General features: G+C 47.5%; 24 protein-coding genes. 14 read left to right on the plus strand and 10 right to left on the minus strand.

The window, feature by feature from the left end; translation table 11 throughout:
• Positions 1 to 2 precede the first annotated feature (2 nt).
• From P397_RS0101910 to P397_RS0101920, 3 genes are all read right to left on the minus strand, one after another.
• Positions 3 to 818: a bifunctional hydroxymethylpyrimidine kinase/phosphomethylpyrimidine kinase gene (locus tag P397_RS0101910; protein ID WP_026831718.1), complete on the minus strand. Its 816-nt coding sequence runs from the start codon at positions 816 to 818 to the stop codon at positions 3 to 5.
• A 134-nt stretch (positions 819 to 952) separates the two neighbouring features.
• Positions 953 to 1,957: an inorganic phosphate transporter gene (locus tag P397_RS0101915; protein ID WP_028105448.1), complete on the minus strand. Its 1,005-nt coding sequence runs from the start codon at positions 1,955 to 1,957 to the stop codon at positions 953 to 955.
• A 16-nt stretch (positions 1,958 to 1,973) separates the two neighbouring features.
• Positions 1,974 to 2,591, minus strand: coding sequence for a DUF47 domain-containing protein (locus tag P397_RS0101920; protein WP_028105449.1), 618 nt, complete (start codon positions 2,589 to 2,591; stop codon positions 1,974 to 1,976).
• 336 nt (positions 2,592 to 2,927) lie between these two features.
• On the opposite strand from P397_RS0101920, the gene cbpA reads away from it, so the two are divergent.
• From cbpA to P397_RS0101940, 4 genes are all read left to right on the plus strand, one after another.
• Positions 2,928 to 3,566 carry a cyclic di-AMP binding protein CbpA gene (gene cbpA / locus P397_RS0101925; RefSeq protein WP_026831721.1) on the plus strand — a complete coding sequence of 213 codons (639 nt, stop codon included), beginning with the start codon at positions 2,928 to 2,930 and terminating at the stop codon, positions 3,564 to 3,566.
• Positions 3,567 to 3,627: 61 nt separating this feature from the next.
• Positions 3,628 to 4,395 (plus strand): pyrroline-5-carboxylate reductase family protein, encoded by a 768-nt coding sequence (locus P397_RS0101930; protein ID WP_028105450.1) that lies wholly within the window; start codon positions 3,628 to 3,630, stop codon positions 4,393 to 4,395.
• Between the two features lie 202 nt (positions 4,396 to 4,597).
• Positions 4,598 to 5,164 carry a TetR/AcrR family transcriptional regulator gene (locus P397_RS0101935; RefSeq protein WP_028105451.1) on the plus strand — a complete coding sequence of 189 codons (567 nt, stop codon included), beginning with the start codon at positions 4,598 to 4,600 and terminating at the stop codon, positions 5,162 to 5,164.
• Positions 5,165 to 5,197: 33 nt separating this feature from the next.
• Complete coding sequence (locus P397_RS0101940; protein WP_028105452.1) at positions 5,198 to 8,359, plus strand: efflux RND transporter permease subunit; 3,162 nt, start codon at positions 5,198 to 5,200, stop codon at positions 8,357 to 8,359.
• A 71-nt stretch (positions 8,360 to 8,430) separates the two neighbouring features.
• Here the strand turns inward: P397_RS0101940 and P397_RS17040 are convergent, their stop codons facing one another.
• Entirely contained in the window at positions 8,431 to 9,402 is a 972-nt protein-coding gene (locus P397_RS17040; protein ID WP_051523862.1) for a LacI family DNA-binding transcriptional regulator, read from the minus strand.
• A gap of 12 nt (positions 9,403 to 9,414) precedes the next feature.
• Positions 9,415 to 9,675: a hypothetical protein gene (locus tag P397_RS0101950; protein WP_028105453.1), complete on the minus strand. Its 261-nt coding sequence runs from the start codon at positions 9,673 to 9,675 to the stop codon at positions 9,415 to 9,417.
• Between the two features lie 172 nt (positions 9,676 to 9,847).
• Between P397_RS0101950 and P397_RS0101955 the strand changes: the two genes are divergently transcribed.
• A complete protein-coding gene (locus tag P397_RS0101955; protein ID WP_028105454.1) occupies positions 9,848 to 10,306 on the plus strand; it encodes a MarR family winged helix-turn-helix transcriptional regulator in 459 nt (152 codons plus the stop codon).
• A gap of 116 nt (positions 10,307 to 10,422) precedes the next feature.
• Positions 10,423 to 11,055 (plus strand): NAD(P)H-dependent oxidoreductase, encoded by a 633-nt coding sequence (locus P397_RS0101960; RefSeq protein WP_026831727.1) that lies wholly within the window; start codon positions 10,423 to 10,425, stop codon positions 11,053 to 11,055.
• 50 nt (positions 11,056 to 11,105) lie between these two features.
• Here P397_RS0101960 and P397_RS0101965 read toward each other — a convergent pair whose 3' ends face one another.
• Entirely contained in the window at positions 11,106 to 11,828 is a 723-nt protein-coding gene (locus P397_RS0101965; RefSeq protein WP_026831728.1) for a WecB/TagA/CpsF family glycosyltransferase, read from the minus strand.
• Between the two features lie 80 nt (positions 11,829 to 11,908).
• Here P397_RS0101965 and ung point away from each other — a divergent pair, with 80 nt between their 5' ends.
• Positions 11,909 to 12,568, plus strand: coding sequence for a uracil-DNA glycosylase (gene ung / locus P397_RS0101970; protein ID WP_028105455.1), 660 nt, complete (start codon positions 11,909 to 11,911; stop codon positions 12,566 to 12,568).
• A 60-nt stretch (positions 12,569 to 12,628) separates the two neighbouring features.
• On the opposite strand, the gene P397_RS0101975 is transcribed toward ung, so the two are convergent.
• Complete coding sequence (locus tag P397_RS0101975) at positions 12,629 to 13,435, minus strand: Cof-type HAD-IIB family hydrolase (protein WP_028105456.1); 807 nt, start codon at positions 13,433 to 13,435, stop codon at positions 12,629 to 12,631.
• Positions 13,436 to 13,559: 124 nt separating this feature from the next.
• On the opposite strand from P397_RS0101975, the gene P397_RS0101980 reads away from it, so the two are divergent.
• The 6 genes from P397_RS0101980 to P397_RS0102005 all read left to right on the plus strand — a co-directional run bounded on the left by P397_RS0101980 (position 13,560) and on the right by P397_RS0102005 (position 19,356).
• Entirely contained in the window at positions 13,560 to 14,822 is a 1,263-nt protein-coding gene (locus P397_RS0101980) for a hypothetical protein (protein ID WP_235183943.1), read from the plus strand.
• Between the two features lie 23 nt (positions 14,823 to 14,845).
• Positions 14,846 to 15,538: a response regulator transcription factor gene (locus P397_RS0101985; protein WP_026831732.1), complete on the plus strand. Its 693-nt coding sequence runs from the start codon at positions 14,846 to 14,848 to the stop codon at positions 15,536 to 15,538.
• On the plus strand, positions 15,535 to 16,920 hold the full coding sequence (locus tag P397_RS0101990) for a sensor histidine kinase (protein WP_028105458.1): 1,386 nt from the start codon (positions 15,535 to 15,537) through the stop codon (positions 16,918 to 16,920). The genes P397_RS0101985 and P397_RS0101990 overlap by 4 nt, the downstream gene beginning before the upstream one ends.
• Positions 16,921 to 17,017: 97 nt before the next feature.
• Positions 17,018 to 17,395 (plus strand): DUF1499 domain-containing protein, encoded by a 378-nt coding sequence (locus tag P397_RS0101995; protein ID WP_026831734.1) that lies wholly within the window; start codon positions 17,018 to 17,020, stop codon positions 17,393 to 17,395.
• Positions 17,392 to 18,819: a dihydrolipoyl dehydrogenase family protein gene (locus tag P397_RS0102000; RefSeq protein ID WP_028105459.1), complete on the plus strand. Its 1,428-nt coding sequence runs from the start codon at positions 17,392 to 17,394 to the stop codon at positions 18,817 to 18,819. The genes P397_RS0101995 and P397_RS0102000 overlap by 4 nt, the downstream gene beginning before the upstream one ends.
• 3 nt (positions 18,820 to 18,822) lie before the next feature.
• The gene (locus tag P397_RS0102005) at positions 18,823 to 19,356 is read left to right on the plus strand and encodes a DUF420 domain-containing protein (RefSeq protein ID WP_026831736.1); all 534 of its coding nucleotides are present in this window, start codon (positions 18,823 to 18,825) and stop codon (positions 19,354 to 19,356) included.
• 55 nt (positions 19,357 to 19,411) lie between these two features.
• Here P397_RS0102005 and motB read toward each other — a convergent pair whose 3' ends face one another.
• The 3 genes from motB to P397_RS0102020 form a co-directional block, all read right to left on the minus strand.
• Entirely contained in the window at positions 19,412 to 20,188 is a 777-nt protein-coding gene (gene motB / locus P397_RS0102010; RefSeq protein WP_028105460.1) for a flagellar motor protein MotB, read from the minus strand.
• Complete coding sequence (gene motA / locus P397_RS0102015) at positions 20,163 to 20,948, minus strand: flagellar motor stator protein MotA (protein ID WP_026831738.1); 786 nt, start codon at positions 20,946 to 20,948, stop codon at positions 20,163 to 20,165. Before motA ends, motB begins: the two co-directional genes overlap by 26 nt.
• Before the next feature lie 96 nt (positions 20,949 to 21,044).
• The gene (locus P397_RS0102020) at positions 21,045 to 21,284 is read right to left on the minus strand and encodes a hypothetical protein (protein WP_026827175.1); all 240 of its coding nucleotides are present in this window, start codon (positions 21,282 to 21,284) and stop codon (positions 21,045 to 21,047) included.
• Between the two features lie 160 nt (positions 21,285 to 21,444).
• Between P397_RS0102020 and P397_RS0102025 the strand changes: the two genes are divergently transcribed.
• Positions 21,445 to 22,833 (plus strand): TrkH family potassium uptake protein, encoded by a 1,389-nt coding sequence (locus P397_RS0102025; protein ID WP_035414013.1) that lies wholly within the window; start codon positions 21,445 to 21,447, stop codon positions 22,831 to 22,833.
• The last annotated feature ends 7 nt before the right edge of the window (positions 22,834 to 22,840 follow it).

Genomic DNA, 22,840 nt, shown 5'->3' on the forward strand with positions numbered 1-22,840 from the left:
GATTAAGACGTTACTGTTCGGTGAGCAGCGTGGTCAGTCGGACCGACATATTCATTCAAACGGAATGAATTACGAATCGCAGAGGTGATAAACGATTTCGCAGTCCGGACCGCTTGTTCCACGGAAGCTCCTTTTGCGAGTTCAGCCGTGATGGCGGCGGAGTAGGTGCATCCTGCTCCATGCGTGTACGGTGTCTCAATACGCTCGTCCTCAATTAGGATAAACTCTTTTCCGTCATAAAGCACGTCAACTGCTCGTGGGTGGTCAATCTTGCTGCCGCCCTTGACGAGTACGTATTGTGCGCCTTTTTCATGGATCCGGGCAGCTGCCAGCTTCATTTCATCGATTGTCGAAGGTGTTTTTCCGAGACCGGACAATTGACCCGCTTCAAAGACGTTTGGTGTCACGACCGTAGCGAGCGGTGTCAGGACATCACGTAAAGCGTTAGCTGTATCTGGATTGAGGACTTCGTCTTCACCCTTACACACCATGACCGGATCGATGACGACGTTTTTGACGCCGGATGACTTGATTTTTTCAGCAACGACTTCAATGATTTCGACAGTCGGGAGCATACCCGTCTTCATCGCGTCAACGCCAATTCCTCCAAGGACCGTGTGGATTTGTGTCCGGACGAGTTCGGCATCGATTGGATAAACCGCATGGTGCCAAGATTGATCGGGGTCTTGTGCGACGATGACCGTCAACGCGTTCATCCCGTAGACTTCAAGCTCCTGGAACGTCTTCAAGTCAGCTTGAATACCGGCACCACCACTTGTATCAGAACCAGCGATTGTTAAGGCTTTACGTTTTGTCATTTGGAATTCCTCCTAAATAAAATAAGCGATTCTTCTTGCCATCAATCATAGCGAATTATAGACGAGGCGACAACTCCCTGAGCTTAACGGGGACAAAAATTCCCCATCTATTTAAACTAGACGGGGAATCGTGATTATCGGATGAAAAGGAAATCAAGAATGTAGTAAATGAGAGCAGCCACTGCCATTGAAATCGGGAGTGTGATGACCCATGTAATCAACATCCGTTGTGCCGTACCCCATTTGACTCCTTTTTTCCGGTGTGATGTACCGACACCAAGAATCGCAGAAGAAATGACGTGTGTCGTCGAGACCGGCAAATGAATCGCGGTTGCACCAAAGATGATGGCAGCAGACGTTAAGTCAGCCGCAACTCCGTTGACGGGACGGATTTTCATGATCTGTCCACCGACAGTCTTAATGATCCGCCATCCACCGACTGATGTACCGAGACCCATCGCGATTGCACATGATAACTTAACCCATGTCGCGACGTCGTGATCCGTTTGGTAACCGGAAGAAATCAGAGCAAGCGTGATGATCCCCATTGCTTTTTGGGCATCATTCGTTCCGTGCGTATACGATTGAAGGGCAGCTGTCGCAATCTGCATATGACGGAAACGACGATTCGTCTTCGCCAGATTACCCTTCTTGAAGACTACTTTAAAGATGGCATAGACAATGAAACCGAGTGTAAACGCAAGAATTGGTGAAATCAATAAGGCTTGGACGATTTTCAAAAGTCCTTTTGCTTCGATTCCGCCAAATCCGACTGAGGCGATCGCAGCACCGGCGATCGAACCGATCAGCGTGTGCGAAGAACTGGACGGAATACCGAAGTACCACGTCAACAGGTTCCAGGCGATGGCAGAAAGTAAAGCGGCAATGACGACATAACTTCCGTGTTCAAGTGTCGACGGATCGACGATATCGCCGGAAATTGTTTTAGCTACACCAGTAAACGTAATGGCACCTAAAAAGTTCATCGTCGCCGCAAGAATGATTGCGTGACGTGGTTTCAAAGCACGAGTCGACACCGAAGTCGCAATCGAGTTCGCTGTATCGTGGAAACCATTAATGAAATCAAAGCTAAGTGCGAGAATGACGATTATGGCGGTGATGATAAAAAGACTATCCATCTCGTTCGCTCCTCACTTATGCGTTTTTCATGATGATCGTTTCAATGACGTTTGCTGCATCTTGGCAGTAATCGGCGATTGATTCGAGCGATTCATAAATTTCTTTGTATTGGATGATTTTAATTGGATCGGTTTCTGTAGCGAACAAGGCTTTGATTGACTTACGACGTAAGTTATCACAAATTGTTTCCTGTTCTTTTACTTTAATGACGTGTTCACGCATCGGTTGAAGTTTACGGGCAACCAACAGATCCATTGATAAAGCGAGTTCGTTGACAGCAATGTGGATCTCATCGACGAAGCGGATCATGTGCTCGTCTGCTTGTACGATATTATAAATTTCAAAAATAGCTGAACATTCTTCAAAACCGTCGAGAACATCGTCAAGCGAGTTAGCGAGTGCCAATAAATCTTCACGGTCGATCGGTGTAATGAAAGCATTGTTTAAATCAATGATGAGTTGGTGCATCAAATCATCACCAGCTGTTTCAAAATCTTTTACTTTATGGGCGAATTCTTTAACATCGGCAATACCATTAATTTTAAAATCGACGAAAAATTGTGACGTTTGTTTCAGGTGTCCTGCAATCTCAGATAATTTCACTGCGAATGGATCTTGTTTTTTACTAAACATTCTTTCTGCCTCCATATTAAGAACAAGAATAGTGAAGTAACTTCACGAGTTCGATTGTATCAGACGCTATTGTAAAAGAATACAACTATGTACCACCTTTACGAAATCTTAATAAATCTTAATATAAGACAGATTGTTGATTTAATAATGATTCGAAAACCTTCTGAATCGTAGGTGTTTCCTCCTTATTCTAAAGGGAAGTTGTGTTTTCGGTTGGGGTTGTGAAGGGAATAGAAGGAAAGCAGGAAAACGACGAACAAAAGCGAATGATAAGCTAGGTAGGATCGATCGGCAGTTCAGCCAGAACCATGAAGAGGAAAGAGGAGGACGTTTAGTATGCTCGTTCAAAGTTTATGCATCCCGAAACACCAGTGTGTCAAAGTATCAGAAACAGCCACGCTCCGTGAAGCGTTACAGACGTTGGAAGAAACGGGATATCGTTGTGTACCCGTTCTGGATCAATCCGGTCAACAGTTCAAAGGGAACATCTATAAAATGCACATCTATCGCCATGGCATGAATGGCGGCAGTTTAGACGACAATGTCATGACATTGATTAAGAATACGACGAAGTTCATCTATACGGGAAGCAACTTCTTTGAAGTCTTCTTTTCCATTAAAGAACTTCCGTACATCGCGGTACTGAACGATGACGGACAATTTTTCGGTATCTTACCACACGGAAAGATGCTCGGTATGCTGGAAGAAGCATGGAACCGTGATTCGGGAAGTTATGTCTTAACAGTGGCACTCAGTGAACAAAAAGGTGCGCTTGAAAAAATCGCCAAAATCGTCAATAAATATTCGACGGTCGCAAGCCTCATGACACTTGATGCGAAAAGTAGTGTCATGCGTCGTGTCTTAATCACATTACCAACAGATTGTGATGACAAGACGAAAAAGAAAATCGTTAAGAAGTTGAATGAAAAAGGGCTGCGTGTCGTCGCTGTCGAAGATTTAGCCGTTCGTGTATAATGACTAGGAAATCCAAAAGGGCCAGCAGCGACTGGTCCTTTTTTTGTTGGGAGGAATGAACATGAACATTTTAATGATAGGTGCAGGTTCGATGAGTGAAGCACTCGTCAAGGGATGGATTGATTCCGGAATCTCACCGCAGACGATTACGATGACGAACCGAGCGGATCGTGCCCGTCTTTTTGCCTTGGCAGAGCAGTATGGGGTGCGGACGACGACGGATGAACAAATCGATCGGTTTGATGTCATCGTCTTAGCGATGCAACCGGACGGTGTCCTGGAATACATCAAACAACACCGTTGGACGGATCAACTGTTGATTTCCGTCGCAGCCCACATCACACCCGTCGAGATTGAAGCGCATGTGACATGTGGAGCGGTTTGTGCGATGCCGAATACGCCTGTCGCCTTTCGAACAGGCATGACCGGCCTTTGGTTCGGTGATCATGTTTCTGACATCAAGAAACGACAAGCAACGACGTTGTTTGAACGAGTCGGTGAAACGGTTGAAACGGATGCTTCAACCATGCCGTATTTGATGGCAGCAGCAGGATGCAGTCCCGCTTTCTTCTATGAAATCGTCGGCGCCATGACACCGGTGTTAACGAAAGCTGGTTTTAATGAATCCGCTGCACGGCGAATCATTGCACAAGCGATGAAAGGTTCGGCGGAATTACTGTTGCATGAAGAACGGCCGACAGCAGAACTGATTCAAGATGTGGCGGCTCCCGGAGGACCGACGGATCGTGGGGTGCATGTCTTGCGTGAACATCAGTTAGCAGAAGCGATGCATGCAGCCTTAATGGAAAGTGCCCGCGAAGACGTTTAACCATCATCTGAAAAAGTCCGCATGTTCCCGATCTGAAAAGAGCGGGAATCGTGTGGATTTTTTTGTTGTTTCAGATGTAGATTGTCTAACCAGAAAGCGTTTCACGTGAAACATCGATTTAATCTTGCAAAGTCGAAAAGAAATTCGTATATTTATAAAAGAAACCGTCCGGACGGTACAGTAAAAAGAAAGGAGAGAGACCATGGTCAGTGCAAAAGCGTTAGAAACAAGACGTCGGATCACGGATGCGACGGTTCAAATCATGCTGACCCGGGGTTTTCCGCAATTGACGCTGGAAGAAGTGGCGAAACAGGCCAACGTGTCAAAGGGTGGGCTGTTGTATCATTTTGCTTCAAAAGAAGAATTGCTGATGGGGGTCATCGAAGAACAGGAAGCCCGTCAGTTTCAGCAATATCAAACCTATCGTGAACAAGGGCTTGGGCAAATGGAAGCATTCGTCATGCTCCAAGCCCAGCGGGACGAAGAGATTTGTCTGGATATCGATACGGTCGTGTTTTTATTGTCATTCTTGAAGGAAAATGCTGATTTCGTCGAAGAACGAAAGAAACAGGTCCATCAATTTTTTGACCAGTTGATGGAACAGACGGATCCCGTTGATGCAATGATGATTCGTTTTACGTTAGACGGCTTAAAGATGTCGGAGCACTTTCAATTTGGCGAGCCTACACCCGATCTTCGCCAGTCCTTGATTAACCGATTACTTACACAAGCACGTGCGATGGATCAAGCATCCGAGAATCAGAAATAAATTGAAAAAGAAGAGAGAAGGCGAATCCTTACCATGAAGCGTATCATTCAATTTTCAGTCAATAACAAGTTTGCTCTTTGGTTGCTGACGATCATCATCACGGTTGCCGGAATTTATGCCGGAACGACGATGAAACTCGAAACGTTACCAGACATCACGACACCAACGGTCTCGGTAACGACGATTTATCCAGGTGCGACCCCGGAACAAGTATTAGACGAAGTGAGTCGGGAACTTGAAAGTAAAGTAGAGAACTTAGGCGGCGTCGAAACGGTCCGTTCTTCGTCTTTCCAAAATGCGTCGAATCTGCAAATCGACTACAGCTTTAGTACCGATATGGACGAAGCAGAGCAGAAAGTGAAAGAGGCTTTAGCGAACGTCGAGTTGCCGGAAGGGGCACAGGAACCTCAAGTTTCCCGGATTTCCTTTGATGCCTTCCCTGTCATCGGATTTGCCGTATCGGACGAAAAACGTTCGTTGTCCGATTTAACCAAACTGGTTGAAAGTGAACTCCAACCGAAACTCGAAGGAATTGAAGGGGCGCAGACAGTACAAATTGCGGGTCAAGAAATTCGCCGGATCGAGATTCAGTTTGATGAAAAGAAATTACAACAGTATGGATTGACGGAAGAGAACGTCAAACAACTGATTCAAGCAAATGATTCCCGTTTGGCGCTCGGCTTGTATGAGTTGGGAGATCAAGAGCAGGCGGTTGTATTGGATGGCAAAGCGACAACCGTCAATGAACTAAAAAATCTGCGTTTACCGTACACGCCGCAGCCGTCAGCGGAAACAGGCCAGGCGTCACCTGGAGCAGGAGCACAAGCACCAACTGGAGCGCCGGCACAAGCAACGGAGGCACCCGCTTCAAACCCAGCGGCACCTACAACGGCTGCCCCGACCCAAGTACCGACCGTCAAATTGTCGCAACTGGCGACAATCGAAGACAAAGGGATCGAAGAATCGATTTCCCGGTCGAACGGAGAACGATCGATTGGTGTTCAAGTGACGAAATCACAGGATGCGAACACCGTCGAAGTCGTGAATGCCGTCAAAGAGACGATTCAAGCCTTTGAAAAAGATAACAGCACCGTAAAAGCATCCGTCACCCTGGATCAAGGGAAACCAATCGAAGAGTCGGTCTCGACGATGGTCAGCAAGGCCTTGATTGGCGCCTTGTTCGCGGTCATCATCATTCTCTTGTTCCTGCGTAACATTAAATCAACGATCATTGCCGTCATTTCGATTCCACTCTCTCTGTTGATGGCGATTCTCGTCTTGAAACAGCTGGACATCTCACTCAACATCATGACGCTTGGTGCGATGACCGTTGCGATTGGTCGGGTCGTCGATGATTCCATCGTCGTCATTGAGAACATCTACCGGCGATTGACGGATCCGGCTGAACCGTTAAAAGGAAAAGCCTTGATCATCGATGCAACACGTGAAGTGTTTATTCCGGTTGCTTCGTCCACCATCGTCACGATTGCGGTCTTCTTGCCACTTGGATTCGTCACCGGATTCGTCGGCGAGTTGTTCCTGCCATTCGCCTTGACGGTCGTCTTTGCCCTGTTTGCTTCGTTGATCGTTGCGGTCACGGTTGTACCGATGTTTGCCGATTCATTGTTCAAACGCGGGAAGGCACCAAAACCGGAAAAAGAAGATGGCGGTAAACTCGCGAACTGGTACCGTGGTGTACTCAACTGGTCCTTGAACCATAAACTTGTGGTCTTTGGTCTGGCTGTTCTGTTGCTGATCGGCAGCTTTGCACTCGTTCCGGCAATCGGCGTCAACTTCTTGAATCAAGAGAGTGAAAAAACGTTTTATGTCACCTACAATCCAAAACCGGGTCAAACACTGGAAGATTCATTGAAGGCGGCTGACCAGGCAGAAGCTTACTTTGACAAACAAAGCAGTGTCGACAACTTACAGTTTACGGTCGGTGGAGAAAATCCACTAAACCCGGGAAACACGAAACAAGCCGTCTTCATTGCCCAGTATGATCCAGACACAGAAGACTTTGCAGACATTAAACAACAAGCGATTAAACAGTTGAACCAAGACATCCCGACTGGAGAATGGAAAGAACAAGACTTCAGCGGCGGGGCGGCCTCTTCGGGTGTCTCGTATTCGATCTATGCCAACTCGATCGAAGATTTACAAACGATGACACCTAAGTTCGTTGAAGCGATCGAGGGTGAATCGAAATACGTTCGAAAAGTGACGACAGACTTAAAAGAGTCGTACACACAATACACGTTTGAAGTCGATCAACAAAAAGCAGCGGAATTCGGTGTGTCGACGGCACAACTGGCCCAAGGCATCGCAAATGTCCAAGGGGAAGAAAAACCACTTTCTACTATAAAAGTAGACGGAAAAGAATTAGACGTCATCGTACCAAACGAACAGACGACGTATGATTCGATTAATGACTTGGAAGAAACGGATGTCACGACGCCGCTCGGCGTACGGAAATTATCAGAGTTCGTGTCGGTCAAAAAAGGAACGACACCGGATTCACTCAGTGAACGTGATGGAAAACTTGTCGCGACCGTCACGGCAGAACTGAAAACGGATAAAGCAACCGAAGCCTCACAGGCGATTGACAAAACCGTCAAGAAGATTGACCTTCCGACAGGCGTATCCTATGACGCAGGCGGAGTGACGGAGCAGATTCAAGAATCGTTCACGCAACTTGGACTTGCGATGGCAGCAGCAGTTGCGATCGTCTATCTTGTTCTTGTCGTCACGTTTGGCGGAGCATTGACGCCACTCGTCATCTTGTTCTCACTTCCATTTGCGATCATCGGTGGTTTACTTGCCCTGTTGATTACAGGAGAAACGATTTCTGTCTCCTCGTTGATTGGTGCCTTGATGTTGATTGGAATCGTCGTCACAAATGCGATTGTTCTGATTGACCGTGTCATTCATAAGGAAAATGAAGGGCTCGATACGCGGGAGGCATTACTTGATGCAGCCGGAACGCGACTACGTCCGATTTTGATGACAGCTCTCGCAACAATCGGTGCGTTATCACCACTCGCGTTAGGTCTTGAGGGCGGCGCACTGATTTCGAAAGGACTGGGTGTAACGGTCATCGGTGGATTAACGAGTTCGACCTTGTTGACACTGTTGATCGTACCGATCGTTTATGAATTCTTTGCCCGTTTTCGGAAAAAGAAATCAACACAGTAACATGATCTGAAACGGTCACTACTAAAACAAAGGTCATCAAACAGCAGAAACGAGCTGTTTGATGACCTTTTTTAACGTTCATTCACAGCAGGATTCGCAGTGAGACCGTTCAAGAGTGTGGTCGGAATTTCGATTTGCGGATGATCGCGCCACGTATCACTGATCGCGATGGAGAAAGCTTCCCGCCCGATTGTCTCATAAGGGACAGCAACGGTCGTCAAGTTCAGGACGACGGCCAAATCACTGCCGTCAAAACCGATCACGGCTAAGTCCTCCGGAACGCGGTAGCCCCGTTTCCGCAGTTCCAGGATGATACCGGCCGCAACGTGGTCACTTGCCGTCAAAAGAGCGGTCGGACGTCGGGGCTGACTTAACCAGTGGCGTGCGATACTTGCACCATCCTCGATCGTCAGCGAATGTTCGTAAATCCATTCTGACGGCGTACATGCCACCGTATCCTGATAGGCTCGTTTTCGGGCAAGACTATTGGTGCTGTCCGGTCGGCCGAGACAGATGCCGATTTCCGTATGTCCAAGGGACTGAAAGGCAGCCAACCCTTTTTGGAATGCTGTATAGTGATCGATATAGACAGCAGAGACATCTGCATGGTGTTCACAAAAAACAATCGGTCCGTATTGTTCGTATTTTAGAATGTCCTCGACGGCGAGACTATGGGAGACGATGATCAGTCCATCGACTTCACGTTGAGCGAGTGCTTGCAGAACAGTTTGTTCGTGTGACTCGACATAGTTCGTCTGCCAGGTCAAAAACCGGTAGTCTTCTTCGAAAGCACATCGGGCGATTCCTTGGAGGATGGCGGCGTGATACGGATGGTCGACATAAGGCAGCATGACACCAATCGTCTTGGTCTGTCCGGTGGATAACTGGACGGCTGTCTGGTTCCGGATGTAACCCAGTTTGCGGATGGCATCTTGGACGGCTTTTCGTTTATCGTCCGCCACGTACGGATGATGGTTAAGGACACGCGAGACCGTCGTCACTGAAACATCTGCTTCACGTGCCAAGTCACGAATGTTGGTCATCAAAGGTTCCTCCTATCGGTTGTTGGATAGTTGCTGGTGGAGATGGATCCAGTCTTGTTTCGTAATCGATCCTTCGAGCCAAGTCGAGCGCTCAATCTGTTCGGAAATTTTTTGCAACAGCTCGACCTGATGAGCCGGCGTCAACTCTTTGTACTGGGCGACCAGCGTATGTTTACACAGGTAGTAGCCGGTTGGTGTATACAGTTGTTCAATCGCTAATTCAAACGCCACATTTTTTTGGAAAAGACGCTGTAAGACTGTTTGCAATGACATGATGAAAGCCTCCCTTGTAGTGTATATCAAGACCATAATCTGTGGAACGCGTTTCACGGCAAGGGAAATGTGGGGTGTCTGTCGAAAGGGTAGAAATCCGAGCTGGAATTGACCAATGGAAAAAAGAGGTCTATGATTGTTTCGAATGAAGATAAAGAGGGGCGAACGTAAAATGGAATCGACAGACTCGAAGCTGGCATTAAAAATGCTCGTTGTTCTATCTCGTACAATGCATGCGGTAACGGAACAAGTAAAGGTGGACATCAAGACACATCAATTGAATTTATCGGAATTTGGTGTACTTGAGTTGTTGTACCACAAAGGAGACACACCGCTTCAACAAATCGGTGATAAGATTTTACTGACAAGCGGCAGTGTGACGTATGTCGTCGATAAATTGGAAAACCGTGGACTTCTTGCCCGACGATCGTGCCCGACAGATCGCCGTGTAACATTCGGGACATTAACCGAAGCCGGTCGGACGTTGATGGAAGAAACCTTCCCGAAACACGAAGCATTTTTAACGGACTTATTCAGCGATCTTTCAATTGAAGAAAAAGAACAGTTGATTGACCAATTGAAACGGATTGGTCATAAAGCAGATCATTATACGCATGCAAAAAAAGCTTAATCGTCATGATTAAGCTTTTTTTGCTGAATTCTTCGAAATCAAACTAATTGACAAAAGAAAACGGTGTTGGTATATTTACTTACAGAAATTACTTTAGATAAAAGGGAGAAATAAAAATGACTAAATTACTTTATGTAACTGTAAACCCGAAATCAACGGAACACTCATTCAGCCTTCAAGCTGGTGCAGCTTTCCTCGAAAGCTACAAAGCAGCTAACCCGAACGCTGAAGTAGAAGTTCTTGACCTATACAACGAAGATGTTCAAGAAATCGATACAGACGTATTAAGCGCATGGGGAAAATTCGCAACAGGCGAAGCGCTCACAGAAGTTGAAATCGCAAAAGTCGGTACGATGACGAAGCACCTTGAGCAGTTCATGGAAGCGGACGAATATGTATTCGTGACGCCAATGTGGAACTTCTCATTCCCAGCACGTCTCAAAATGTACATCGACAGCGTTCTTCTTGCAGGTAAAACGTTTGCTTACACTGCAGAAGGTCCTAAAGGATTGATGGAAGGCAAAAAAGCACTCCACATCCAAGCAACAGGCGGTGTCTACACTGGTTCAGGACTCAACTTCGGAGATGACTACCTCCGTCAAGCACTTGCTTTCACAGGTGTAACAGACTACAACGCATTGTTCATCGAAGGTATGGCAATGAACCCTGAAAAAGCAGAAGAAATCAAAGAAGAAGCGATCGTTAAAGCAACAGAACTCGGTCGTTCATTCTCAACAGTTAACGCATAAGAAACAAAAATACCCGCTGTCCCTTCAAACGGACAGCGGGTATTTTGTGTTTACAGACGTGATTTTTTCCGCAAGACGAGTAACACGAACAGCAACAGATCCTTTAATTTCTCAAATCCACGCGGATGGCTGGAAATCCGGTACAGCCACTCGAGCTTGAGTTTGCGGAACAGTTTGGGTGCCCGTTTGCTGTGACCGGACCAGACATCAAAGGCACCGCCGACACCGATGAAGATGCCGTGATCCAGTTGATCATAAACGGAAGCAATCCACTGCTCCTGTTTGGGTGCCCCCAGCGCGACGAGGATCAAGTCGGCATCAGCCGAGCGGATGGCGGCGGCGGCTTCCTCTTCTTTCCCGAATCCATGAAACGTACCGACGAACTGGATATCGGGAAAACGGATGGACAGCTGTTTAAGTAAAGCTTTCATGACCTCCGGCCGACCACCGAGTAAAAAAACACGTTTTTTTAAGGCGTCTGCCGTCCGAAGAAGTTCACGTGCCGTCTCGATGCCGGGCAAGGTCGCCGTTAAGGGTTCGCCCATCCGTTTACTGGCTGCCGTCACGCCGATTCCGTCGGGTGTAATGTATGTCGCTTGTTGTAAGATATGATTGTAAGCGGGATCGCGCAACGAACGGAGGACCAGTTCGGGATTAGCGGTGACGAGAAAGGCTTTTTCGTTATTGTGTAAAATCGTTTTAATATGGGTATACCATGTCGATGGTGTTGCGTTGACAAAAGGCAAACCAAATAACTGTGTTGTTTGAATCATGTTTATTCCACCTCATTACTCATCATAGCAGAATCAAGCCGAACGAACAGGGGCTTGAGACTGAAAAAGGAGCGAGCTGTATGCATTCAGCCTGGCAGGAAATCTTAAAAGAAGAGAAAGAAAAAGAATATTTTATCCGTTTATGGGATTTCGTTAAAACGGCTTACCGGGAAACAATCGTGTATCCGCCAAAAGATCAAATCTTTCATGCCTTTGATGCTGTGGCACCAGCTGATGTCCGATGTGTCATTTTAGGTCAAGATCCGTATCACGGACCGAATCAAGCCAACGGATTAAGTTTTTCAGTCAATGACGGTGTCGCGATTCCGCCTTCTTTGCGGAATATGTACAAGGAACTCGTCACCGATCTCGACTGTCCGACGCCGACGACGGGCAATCTCGAGGCATGGTCAAAGCAAGGGGTCTTTTTGCTGAACACGTCTTTGACGGTCGAAGCCGGAAAAGCCGGCTCGCATTCGAAAAAAGGCTGGGAATCGTTTACGGATCGTGTGATTGAAGTATTGGGACAACAGGAGCAGCCGATCGTCTTCATTCTGTGGGGAAACCATGCGAAAAGTAAAAAAAGTTTGATTGATACGACGCGTCATCTGGTCTTGGAATCGGTTCATCCCAGTCCGCTTTCGGCCAGTCGCGGCTTTTTTGGCAGCCGTCCGTACTCGCAAACCAATGAGTGGTTGAACCAACAAGGTCGCCCGACGATTGACTGGTGTATGTCTTAACACAACAAAAAGCATTCGACTCCGAGGACACCGGAATCGAATGCTTTTTTGTCGAAATCGTTAATCCATCATGAATTTTTCAACGACGAGGGCAATGCCGTCTTCGTCATTCGAGGCGGTCATGTACTGAGCTTTTTCTTTAACGGTATCGGCGGCATTCGCCATGGCGACACCAAGTCCGGCCCATTCGATCATCGATAAATCGTTGTTGCCGTCGCCACACGCGATGACGTCGGCACGCTTAATGCCGAGGCGGTTGGCAAGCCATTCGAGACTGGTTCCTTTTGTGACACCGGCCTCTGTGAATTCCAAGAAAAATGGTTTGGAGCGGGCGACGGCGAGTTCACCGGCCAATTCGAGTTGCAGTTTTTGTTCGACTTCCGCCAACCGGCTTTCTTCTGCGAGCATCAAACATTTCACGACAGGTGCTGTGATGGCTGCTTTAAAATCGGGTACAGTGACGACGTCCATTCCTGTCAATTCCCCTTCGATTGTCGTGTAGGGATTAGGGTGTTGGGTATAAATTTCGTGTCCGACGTACGTATGGATGTCGATGTTTTCCCGTTGACTTAAATCATAAAGACGATGGACAGTCTCCGGAAGAAGGGTACTGGAGAAGAGTGCTTCATCGGTCTTGCAGTCGATGATGGAAGCTCCGTTAAAACTTAAGATGTAACTGCCGTAGCGGGCGAGTTCGAGTTCTTTCGCAAGATCGATCATGGCGTAAGTCGGACGTCCGCTTGCCAGGACCACCTTTTTTCCACGACGCTGTGCATCGAGTAATGCGTGTTTCGTTTTTGGAGAAATCGTGTGATCACTCGTCAATAATGTATCATCCAGATCAAGTACGATCATTTCATAAGCCATAAGTGTAAACTCCTTTCGAATATCTGTTACATCTTAACAAGTTGACTCCTCTTCCACAATTACTCTCTCTCGAAAGAGTGTGATAAAGTTTGAAGAGAGTATGTACGGAAAGGATATTCATCTGATGAAATATGTTGTTATTTTCTTATCGACCCTATATTTAGCAGGGTGTGGTCTTACATTCCCGCATCCTGCCTCGTTACTGGAACATCCGGCTTTACCGGAATGGGAAAAGTCGTTAAAAACAAGAATTGATGCCGATTTACCGGCACAGGCCGAAATCGTGGCGCCCCGCAATCAATCATTTTCCAAACTGTATGAACTGATTGATTTGGATCGGGACGGTCAGGAAGAAGCGGTTACGTTTTACCGGATCAATCAGGACGGAACGTTCCAAATCCACCTGTTGGTCCACGAGCGGATGAAAAAGAAGTGGGTGTTGCGTGTCAGTCAGCCGATTGCGGCAGGTCGTTCGATTGATCAACTCCACGTCCTTGCCAATCCATCAAAAACCTTGAATCAGTTAGTCATCGGCATCACGAGTCTTGAGAAAAATACCGTCTATGTCTTGCAGGATCTGCTGAAGTCTTCGATGCGTGTCACGGAAGTCGATACATACGATCGATTGACGATCGCCGACTTGAATCAAGACAAACGCCAAGACATGCTGTTGCTAAAAACCGGTCAACCGACAGAGCTGGTTTATTACGAGGAAGCGTTGACTCCTTCCGTCCGTCAGGTCATATCCCTGCCGATGCGGGAAGGTGATCTGTTTGCCGATCATGATTTATTTGAGATCGACATCATCAATGCAGCAAAGGAAAAAGGACTGCTCGTGTCCTTTACGCGTGACGCGGCGATGCATTTGATGCTCGTTCAGCTTGATCAAGCCAAGCTCAATCAAGTGAATTTTGATCAAATCACAGAAATCATTGAGCCGATGTACACCTTCCCGAAAGATGTGGATCAAGATGGAGTCGTTGAATTCGCCCATCAGTACACACCGGAAGGAAGTGTCGGACGCACTGCGGAAGACAAACCGCGTATCACGGCGTACTATGCCTGGAACGGCGCCAATGTGCAACCGTTTCTCGAAAGCGGATTTGAATTGCGGGAAGAACAATACATCGATCTTGAGTATAACTTCGTCATGCGTTTCCCGGCGAACTGGGCCACACGCGAAACGATCGAGAAAAAAGATAACCGGGTCCGTTTCATCAACCGGGAAACCGGCATGATTGATTTTGAACTCGAAATCATTCCGAAAAATCAGTATATCGCCAGCCAACAAAAGAAAAAAATCAAAGAAGGCATTGATTATGTCTACGTCATCGATGCCAATCAATCGTATGACGAATATGCAGCAAACGTAGCCCTTGTGGAATAAAGCGAAAGCAGGAGGAAATCGAGATGACGAAAATATTAGTGGCTGAGGATGAACATGCGATTCGCAGTTTCATCGTCATTAATTTAAAGCGAGCGGGATATGAAGTAATTGAAGCTGAAAACGGACGGGAGGCATTGGACCAGTTTGAGCAGCAGACGTTTGATATTTTGTTGCTCGATATCATGATGCCGGAAGTGGATGGATTTGCCGTTTGCGAACAAGCCCGCTCAAAAGATGAAGTCGTCGGCATCATCATGTTGACGGCACGGACACGTGAAGAAGATAAAGTCATGGGCTTAAGTGTCGGAGCCGATGATTACATCGCGAAGCCGTTCAGCCCCGCGGAGCTGCTCGCACGGATTCAATCGTTACTTCGTCGCGTCGAGACGTTACGCCGCCGTAAACAACCGCGTGAATTGCTGTCCGGACCGTTTCGAATCGATCTTGGGGCGAAACGTGTCCAAAAAGCAGGTGTGGATGTGGAAGTGACACCGACCGAATACGATTTATTGTGTCACTTCATCAAAAACGAAGATCAAGTCATGTCACGTGATGAATTGCTGGATGCCGTCTGGGGCGAAAATTATTTTGGCGATCGCAAGACGGTCGATGTCAACATCCGTCGCCTGCGTCAAAAGATTGAAGAAAATCCAGCCGAACCCGAGTTCATTGAAACGTTATGGGGTCATGGATACAAATGGCGTAACGAAAAATGAAACGACAGATTCTGATGCGTTTCATGACGATCATTACCGTGACGGTGTTACTTGTCATCGGCATTTTATCGTTCGTGACGTATAACTATTATTATGTGACGGCAACGGATGTCCTGAAACGGCACGCCAATGCCAGCGCCGTGTTATTCGCCAACAGCGGACTGGCGTATGATTTTCAGGATTCTGAGGCGACGATTCATGAAGTCCTCGATTCGTATGCGTATACGGACGCTGAAATCGAAGTGTTGGACGTCAAGGGAGTCCCCCGTTACTCGTCGACCGGCTTCGTATCCAAGCGGAGCCTGACAAAAGAGGAAGCAACCCGTCTGTTGGCAGGCGACACCATTACGAAACGGTATGACGACCCGAGTACGGACGAACATTTGTTGGAAGTGACGGAACCGGTCGTATCGTTTGGTCAAACGACAGGAGCTCTTCGGTATACGACCTCACTCGCCAAAATTGATCAGCGGGTTGTCGAGATCTGTTTGGCGATTCTTGTCTTAGGGATCATGATTTGGGGACTGGCTTATATTTATTCGTCACGCCTCGTCTCATCCATCGTTCGTCCGATTCAGGAAGTCATCGGTGCGTCCGATCAGATTGCGAAACAACATTATGATGTCAAAGTGAATGAAGAATATACATTTGAATTAGGCGAGTTGGCCCGGACGATCAACTATATGGGACAACAGATCAAACAACAGGAGACGCTGAAAGACGAGTTCATCTCGGGAATCTCGCACGAACTGCGAACGCCGCTGACCTCAATCAAAGGTTGGAGCGAAACCTTACTGGCAGAACCGGAGCGGTTGCCGGAAGAAGCCTCGCTTGGCATGGGAATCATCCATTCGGAAACGGAACGGTTGATTTCACTGGTCGAACAACTGTTGGACTTTTCCAAGCTTGAAACGAGCCGCCTCGTTTTATACCGTCAAGAAGTCAACCTCACGGAAATCATTGAGGCGGTGACGGCACAATTGCGTCAAAAACTGGAGGAGAAAGACATCCGGATCGTCCGGAAACTGCCGGCACAGGTGATTGGTTTATACGACGAGAATCGATTGAAACAAGTTTTCTTGAACCTGCTCGATAACGCGATTCGATTTTCACCGACAGGCGGTGAAATTACGATCCGTCTGGTCCGTTCGGAACGGGTCTTGTTCCTGTCCTTCAGCGATGAAGGACCCGGGATTCCGAAAAATCACCTTCGTCACGTGACGGAGAAGTTTTATCAGGTCCAAAAAGGGAAAGGTGGAACGGGACTCGGACTGGCCATCTGTCGCGAACTTGTTGAAGCGCATGAAGGAAAACTGTTCATCGATAACCAGCCGGAAGGGGGCGCCATCGCGACGATTCTCCTGCCGGTCACAAAAGCATAACGAAAAAGTCAAATGAGAAGCGCTTTCGAAACCGAACTGGTAAAGTAAAATGGGAATAGAGATTTACTGTAAGACGAAACGAATGGAGGAATCAGTCATGGCACTTGGCGTATCGAACGGAACATTAAGTCCGCTGACCGGGAAACCGAATGCGGTATCGACACAAACGGACAAAGAAGCGTTGAAAATGGCACCTTTACCGTTTAAAGGCAATCTGACAGAATCAAAGTTTCAAATTATGCGGATTCTCCAAAGTTTGGACCGGGTGGACGTCGTGAAAGAAGATGCCCAGTACATTCATGCGGTGTTCTCAAGCAAACTTCTACGTTTCAAAGATGATGTCGAATTTTATTTTGATCCATCGGCTCAGCTCGTCCATTTCCGCTCGGCTTCACGCGTCGGATATTCGGACTGGGGGGTCAACCGGAAACGGATGGAAGAGATTGCAACACGATATAAGGAGGTTTCCCGATGAAAAGTTATCAGTTGGTCGTAATTGGCGGGGGTGCAGCCGGAATGACGATTGCTGCGGGTGCAGCAAGTCTCGGTGCCCACGTTGCATTGATTGAACGGCATACGCATTTAGGGGGAGACTGCCTGCATTACGGATGTGTGCCTTCGAAAGCGTTGATCGAAGCCGCCCATGATGTCCATGTCATGAAGCAGACGGCAGCTAAATATAACATCACACTGAACGGGGACGCCGTTTATGCGAAGACGAAAGCCAGTGTCGACCGGGCGCGTAACATCATCCAATCGCATGACGGGACAAAACGTTTTGAAGATCTGGGTGTAGATGTGTACATCGGGGAAGCGAGCTTCTTAAGTGCCAATGAAGTTGAAGTGGCGGGACAACTGGTTGTTGGTGAAAAATTCGTCATTTCGACCGGCTCACAGCCGATCGTCCCACCAATCGACGGACTGGATACGATTTCTTATTTAACCAATGAGACGATTTTTGAACAGACCGAACGTCCTGAACGATTACTCGTCATTGGCGGCGGCGCAATCGGCATGGAACTTTCACAAGCTTATGCGCATCTCGGAACCGAGGTGACGGTCATCGAAGGCGCGGATTCCTTGATGCCGAAAGAAGACAGAAGCATGGTCACCGTGTTGCAACGCCAAATCGAACAAGAGTTGACGCTGCATCTCGCTACGACGGTCACGAGTGTCCGCAAAGCGGCGAACGGGATCGAAGTCACGGTCAAAACGGGAGACGAATCACGTGTCATCGAAACGGATGCGGTGCTCGTCGCAGTTGGACGGAAACCTCGGATCGAAGCATTGCGTCTTGACCGGGCGGGTGTTCAAGTCGAAAAAGGATATGTTCAAGTCGATGCGTCGCTTCGGACGAACCAACGTCACATCTTTGCCGTCGGTGACACGATTCAATCGTTACCGTTCACGCATGTCGCGGGTCTTGAAGGGAAAACGGTCGTCACGAATGCCTTGTTCGGTTTACGGACAAAACCGGATTACCGTGCGGTACCATGGGTGACGTTCACGACGCCTGAACTCTTCCATCTCGGGTTGACGGAAGCAGAAGCACGTCAAAAGTATGACGACATCAAAGTCTACGAAACAGGACTCGATGAAGTCGATCGTTTTGTCATCAACGGTCGGACGGAAGGACGTGTCAAACTGATTGCGGATAAGCGCGGGAAATTGATTGGTGCCCACGCGATTGGTGAACAGGCGGGCGAATGGATGCAGGAAGTCGTCTATGCGATGGCCCGTAAAGATAAGGTTGGTCAACTGTCGCGTGTCGTCCATCCGTACCCAATCCGAGGAGCAGCCGTCCAGCGTGCAGCCGATCTGTACTGGCGTGAACGTTTGTTTGATGGTCCATTACCAAAATGGTTAAAACGATACTTTGATTGGAAACAAGGAGAATGATTCATGCAGCAATCCGCTAAAAAACGTAATTTTGTTCCACTCGTCATCATCCTGACGCTCGTCATCAACTTGTTGGTCGCACTGTTATTTTTTGCGCCGCCGTTACAAGTCGGGGACGGGTTTGACTGGACGATCCTTCCGTTCTTGAATGCGATTTTTAACAGCTTCACATTCATGTTATTACTCGGAGCCTGGATTTCGATCCGCCGTGGAAATCGCATCAACCACCGTCGTTTTATCGGTGGTGCGATGACGACGACGACGCTGTTCCTGATTTCGTACGTCACCTATCACGCGGTCAGCGAGTCGACGAAGTTCGGAGGCGAAGGGTTTGTCCGTCCGTTGTACTTCTTTATTTTGATTTCACACATCATCTTAGCGGCGGTCATCGTCCCACTGGTCCTGATGTCGCTTGCCCATGCGTTGAATCAAAATTTCGAGAAACATAAGAAGTGGACACGGTTTACGATGCCGCTTTGGTTGTACGTCAGTCTTACGGGTGTCATCGTCTACTTGATGATTCGTCCGTATTATTAAAACAGCAAACAGGTCCATCCCGGAATAGTCTGGGATGGACCTGTTTGCGTTGCTTTTATGATGGTTTGACTTTCGTCTCGTCGAGAACATTTTGTGCTTTGATGTCAATTAACGGACGGATCAATACTTCGACACGGCGGTTTTGACTCCGGCCGCTTTCCGTCTGGTTGGAAGCAATCGGTTGATATTCGCCGTATCCACTGACGGTAAACCGTTTCGGCACGAGTTGCGGGTTACGTTGGAGCGCCCGCATGAAGCTGATCGCCCGCTCAGTGCTCAACTCCCAGTTGGACGGATATTGTGCCGTGTTGATCGGAATGTTATCCGTGTGACCGGATACCTGAATCTGACGCTGACCGGCTTTAACGAGTAAATTACTCATCCCTTGGGCAATCTGAACGGCATTGCCGCGCACTTCGGCCTGTGCAGGAGAGAAGAGCGCACGGTCGCGGATCGTGAAGACCAATCCTTCATTCGTCACTTCGACTTTGATGTCTTTTTCAAGCTTCTGTTGTTTGATGTAATCATTCGCTTCTTCCTTGATTTTTTCAAGTTCGGCGATTTCATAACTTTGCGCCTTTGTCCGGGCATCCGTCTTTTTGGAGTCCTCTTCTTCCTGTGAGGTCGACAATGAACTGTTCGTGATCATCCCGGAACCGCCGTTAAAGACGGAGCTGAACGATTGGGACATCGCTTTAAGCTTAACGGCATCGACGTTACTCGAAGCGAACAGAACGATGAACAAGGCAAGCAATAACGTCAGAAGATCGGCATAAGGAATCAGCCAACCTTCGGAGATATGTTCGTCATGCGGCTTCTTTTTCCGTTTCATACGTCGCACGCTCCTTCGGTGTCAGATACACAAGTAGCTTATCCTCCAGATTTTTAGGGGACTCTCCATTCTGAATCGATAAAATCCCTTCGATCATCATTTCATACAGTTGGATTTCATTGGCTGATTTTTGCTTGAGTTTGGTAGCGAACGGGAACCAGAGGACATATCCCGTGAAAATCCCGAACAGGGTTGCGATGAACGCACCGGAAATCGCATGGCCCAATTTTTCGATGTCCGACAGATCGGACAAGGCAGCGACGAGTCCGATAACGGCTCCGAGTACACCAAGAGTCGGTGCATATGTACCAGCTTGCGTAAAGATGTTGGCGTTGGCATGATGGCGTTCCGTCATGTTTTCGAGATCGCGTGTCATGACATCTTCGACATATTCAGACGGTTGTCCGTCGATGACCATCATGACACCACGGCGCATGAAGGCATTATCGACTTCTTCGAGTGCTGTTTCGAGTGATAACAACCCTTCTTTTCGAGCTTGTGTCGAAAGTGTTAAAAACTGTTGCAACAGCGTTTGTTTCGTCATCAGTTTTTGCTCAAAGAAGATGACCTTAAATAAAGCGGGAACGATTTTGAGTCGCTCTTTCGGAAATGAGATCATGATGGCCGCAATCGTTCCGGCAAAGATGATGACAAGTGCCGCTGGGTTCAACAGGGCGACCGGCGAAGCCCCTTTTAAAATCATTCCTCCGACTAGGGTGATGAGGCCTAGTATAATACCAATAATCGACACGATATCCATTTGTTTGTGCCACCTTTCCCCATGTTGTCTGATCGTGAACGAAAAATAAAAAGAGCAGAAGAGGCGTCTTCTGCTCGGAAATCCAAAAACCGAGTATCAAGCGCCGTTTTCGTCGATAAGCAATTGAATGCTTTCGTTTCGTTCGTCACGCTCTATATCGGTTAATACATCGTATTTTTTTAATGCAATATACAATTCATTTAGAATTGATTGATCCACATGTAGTGATAATAACTCCTCGAACTGATAATACAACTGTGCGGGCATCCATTGTGATTGGCGTTCCAGCCTTCGCGAGACATCTTCAATCGAATGTTCAGCCGTCCTAGGGTCCACTGTTTCCCTCAACCTCCTTTTATGATTAAACGTCGACTTTTATCTATTTTACCAAAAAAAAACGAAAAGGTTTAGCAGATTGTACATTTAGATAGAACTAATGTTTTTGAGAGAGTATGATAGATGCAATTGGGTCATTTCATATAGGAGGAGTACGAACATGTTTTCACATAAAAGACGTTCGCGATTAGCCAAATTTGGACGGCTCGGGGAACTGATTTATCATCAATTTGATAAGCCGGCCCGGTTCATTGCGATGGGGTTTACCCTCACCATTCTGTTAGGGGGATTTTTACTCTGGTTGCCGGTCTCACAGCAAGCAGGACAAGAGGTTTCCTTTATTGATTGTTTATTTGTTGCGACGTCTGCCGGTACCGTGACCGGATTATCGCCGATCAACATCGCGGAAGCATACAATCTGTTCGGGCAAATCATTTTAATGCTATTGATTCAGGTCGGCGGACTGGGCTTCATGACGATTGCGCTGGTCTTATTGAGTGTAACCGGTCGGAAAATCGGGATTCGTCAACGGATCATCATTCAAGAGATGTTTAATCTCGACAGTCCGGGAGGAACGATTCGTCTCGTCCGGAACATCATCGTTACGACCGTCGTCGTCGAATTGATCGGTATGGTCCTGATTGCGCTCGACTTGTTTATTCAGTATAAGTACACATTCGGGAAATCGTTATATTACGGGTTGTTCCACGCCATTTCGGCCTTCAATAATGCCGGTTTTGCGTTATGGGGGGATAGCTTGACTGGCTTTCAGCAAGATACGACCTTTATCCTGACGATTGCCGCGTTATTAATGATTGGTGGACTTGGGTTCACGGTCATCGCTGACTTATCAGCGAAGCGCAGCTTCAAGAAGATTTCGCTCCACTCGAAATTAATGGTCATGTCGTTGCTCGTCATCAATGGTCTTGGGGTCATCGCAATGATGGTCTATGAATGGGTATCGAATCTTGGTTCACTCAAAGAGTATTCGTTTTTTGAGGCACTCCATATTGTATTCTTCCAAGTCGTCACGACACGGACAGCAGGTTTTCAGACGATTGATCTGACGACGATGGTGCCGCTCTCGATTGGTCTCATCATGGTCCTGATGTACATTGGAGCAGGTTCGGCCTCGACGGGGTCCGGGATTAAGGTCACGACGGCCGCCGTCATTCTAAAGAATGTCTGGACCTATTTGCGGGGGCAACGGGAAACGGTGTTGATGCGTCGGACCGTTCGACCACAAGCGATTCAAAAAGCCTATGCGATTGCCGTGTTCAGTCTGTTGTTCATCGCCTTGATCACGACGCTGCTTGCTTTATCGCAACCAAACGTGCCGTTCATCGGATTGTTTTTCGAAACGGTTTCAGCGTTCGGAACAGTTGGATTGTCCTTGAATGTCACAGCAGAATTAAATGACTTCGGAAAATCCTTGATCATGTTCATGATGTTGGTCGGACGGGTCGGTTCCTTAACGATTCTCTTCACCTTTGCGATGCAACACGACCGGACGATTCGTTATCCAAAAGAAAACATGTTGATTGGTTGAGTTTCTA

It is taken from the genome of Exiguobacterium undae DSM 14481 (assembly GCF_000620805.1).
GTDB lineage: Bacteria > Bacillota > Bacilli > Exiguobacteriales > Exiguobacteriaceae > Exiguobacterium_A > Exiguobacterium_A undae.

Coding starts and splice junctions, on each gene's coding strand:
- P397_RS0101910 (WP_026831718.1), bottom strand. CDS start 818: ATGACAAAACGTAAAGCCTTAACAATCGCTGGTTCTGATACAAGTGGT.
- P397_RS0101915 (WP_028105448.1), bottom strand. CDS start 1,957: ATGGATAGTCTTTTTATCATCACCGCCATAATCGTCATTCTCGCACTT.
- P397_RS0101920 (WP_028105449.1), bottom strand. CDS start 2,591: ATGTTTAGTAAAAAACAAGATCCATTCGCAGTGAAATTATCTGAGATT.
- cbpA (WP_026831721.1), top strand. CDS start 2,928: ATGCTCGTTCAAAGTTTATGCATCCCGAAACACCAGTGTGTCAAAGTA.
- P397_RS0101930 (WP_028105450.1), top strand. CDS start 3,628: ATGAACATTTTAATGATAGGTGCAGGTTCGATGAGTGAAGCACTCGTC.
- P397_RS0101935 (WP_028105451.1), top strand. CDS start 4,598: ATGGTCAGTGCAAAAGCGTTAGAAACAAGACGTCGGATCACGGATGCG.
- P397_RS0101940 (WP_028105452.1), top strand. CDS start 5,198: ATGAAGCGTATCATTCAATTTTCAGTCAATAACAAGTTTGCTCTTTGG.
- P397_RS17040 (WP_051523862.1), bottom strand. CDS start 9,402: ATGACCAACATTCGTGACTTGGCACGTGAAGCAGATGTTTCAGTGACG.
- P397_RS0101950 (WP_028105453.1), bottom strand. CDS start 9,675: ATGTCATTGCAAACAGTCTTACAGCGTCTTTTCCAAAAAAATGTGGCG.
- P397_RS0101955 (WP_028105454.1), top strand. CDS start 9,848: ATGGAATCGACAGACTCGAAGCTGGCATTAAAAATGCTCGTTGTTCTA.
- P397_RS0101960 (WP_026831727.1), top strand. CDS start 10,423: ATGACTAAATTACTTTATGTAACTGTAAACCCGAAATCAACGGAACAC.
- P397_RS0101965 (WP_026831728.1), bottom strand. CDS start 11,828: ATGATTCAAACAACACAGTTATTTGGTTTGCCTTTTGTCAACGCAACA.
- ung (WP_028105455.1), top strand. CDS start 11,909: ATGCATTCAGCCTGGCAGGAAATCTTAAAAGAAGAGAAAGAAAAAGAA.
- P397_RS0101975 (WP_028105456.1), bottom strand. CDS start 13,435: ATGGCTTATGAAATGATCGTACTTGATCTGGATGATACATTATTGACG.
- P397_RS0101980 (WP_235183943.1), top strand. CDS start 13,560: ATGAAATATGTTGTTATTTTCTTATCGACCCTATATTTAGCAGGGTGT.
- P397_RS0101985 (WP_026831732.1), top strand. CDS start 14,846: ATGACGAAAATATTAGTGGCTGAGGATGAACATGCGATTCGCAGTTTC.
- P397_RS0101990 (WP_028105458.1), top strand. CDS start 15,535: ATGAAACGACAGATTCTGATGCGTTTCATGACGATCATTACCGTGACG.
- P397_RS0101995 (WP_026831734.1), top strand. CDS start 17,018: ATGGCACTTGGCGTATCGAACGGAACATTAAGTCCGCTGACCGGGAAA.
- P397_RS0102000 (WP_028105459.1), top strand. CDS start 17,392: ATGAAAAGTTATCAGTTGGTCGTAATTGGCGGGGGTGCAGCCGGAATG.
- P397_RS0102005 (WP_026831736.1), top strand. CDS start 18,823: ATGCAGCAATCCGCTAAAAAACGTAATTTTGTTCCACTCGTCATCATC.
- motB (WP_028105460.1), bottom strand. CDS start 20,188: ATGAAACGGAAAAAGAAGCCGCATGACGAACATATCTCCGAAGGTTGG.
- motA (WP_026831738.1), bottom strand. CDS start 20,948: ATGGATATCGTGTCGATTATTGGTATTATACTAGGCCTCATCACCCTA.
- P397_RS0102025 (WP_035414013.1), top strand. CDS start 21,445: ATGTTTTCACATAAAAGACGTTCGCGATTAGCCAAATTTGGACGGCTC.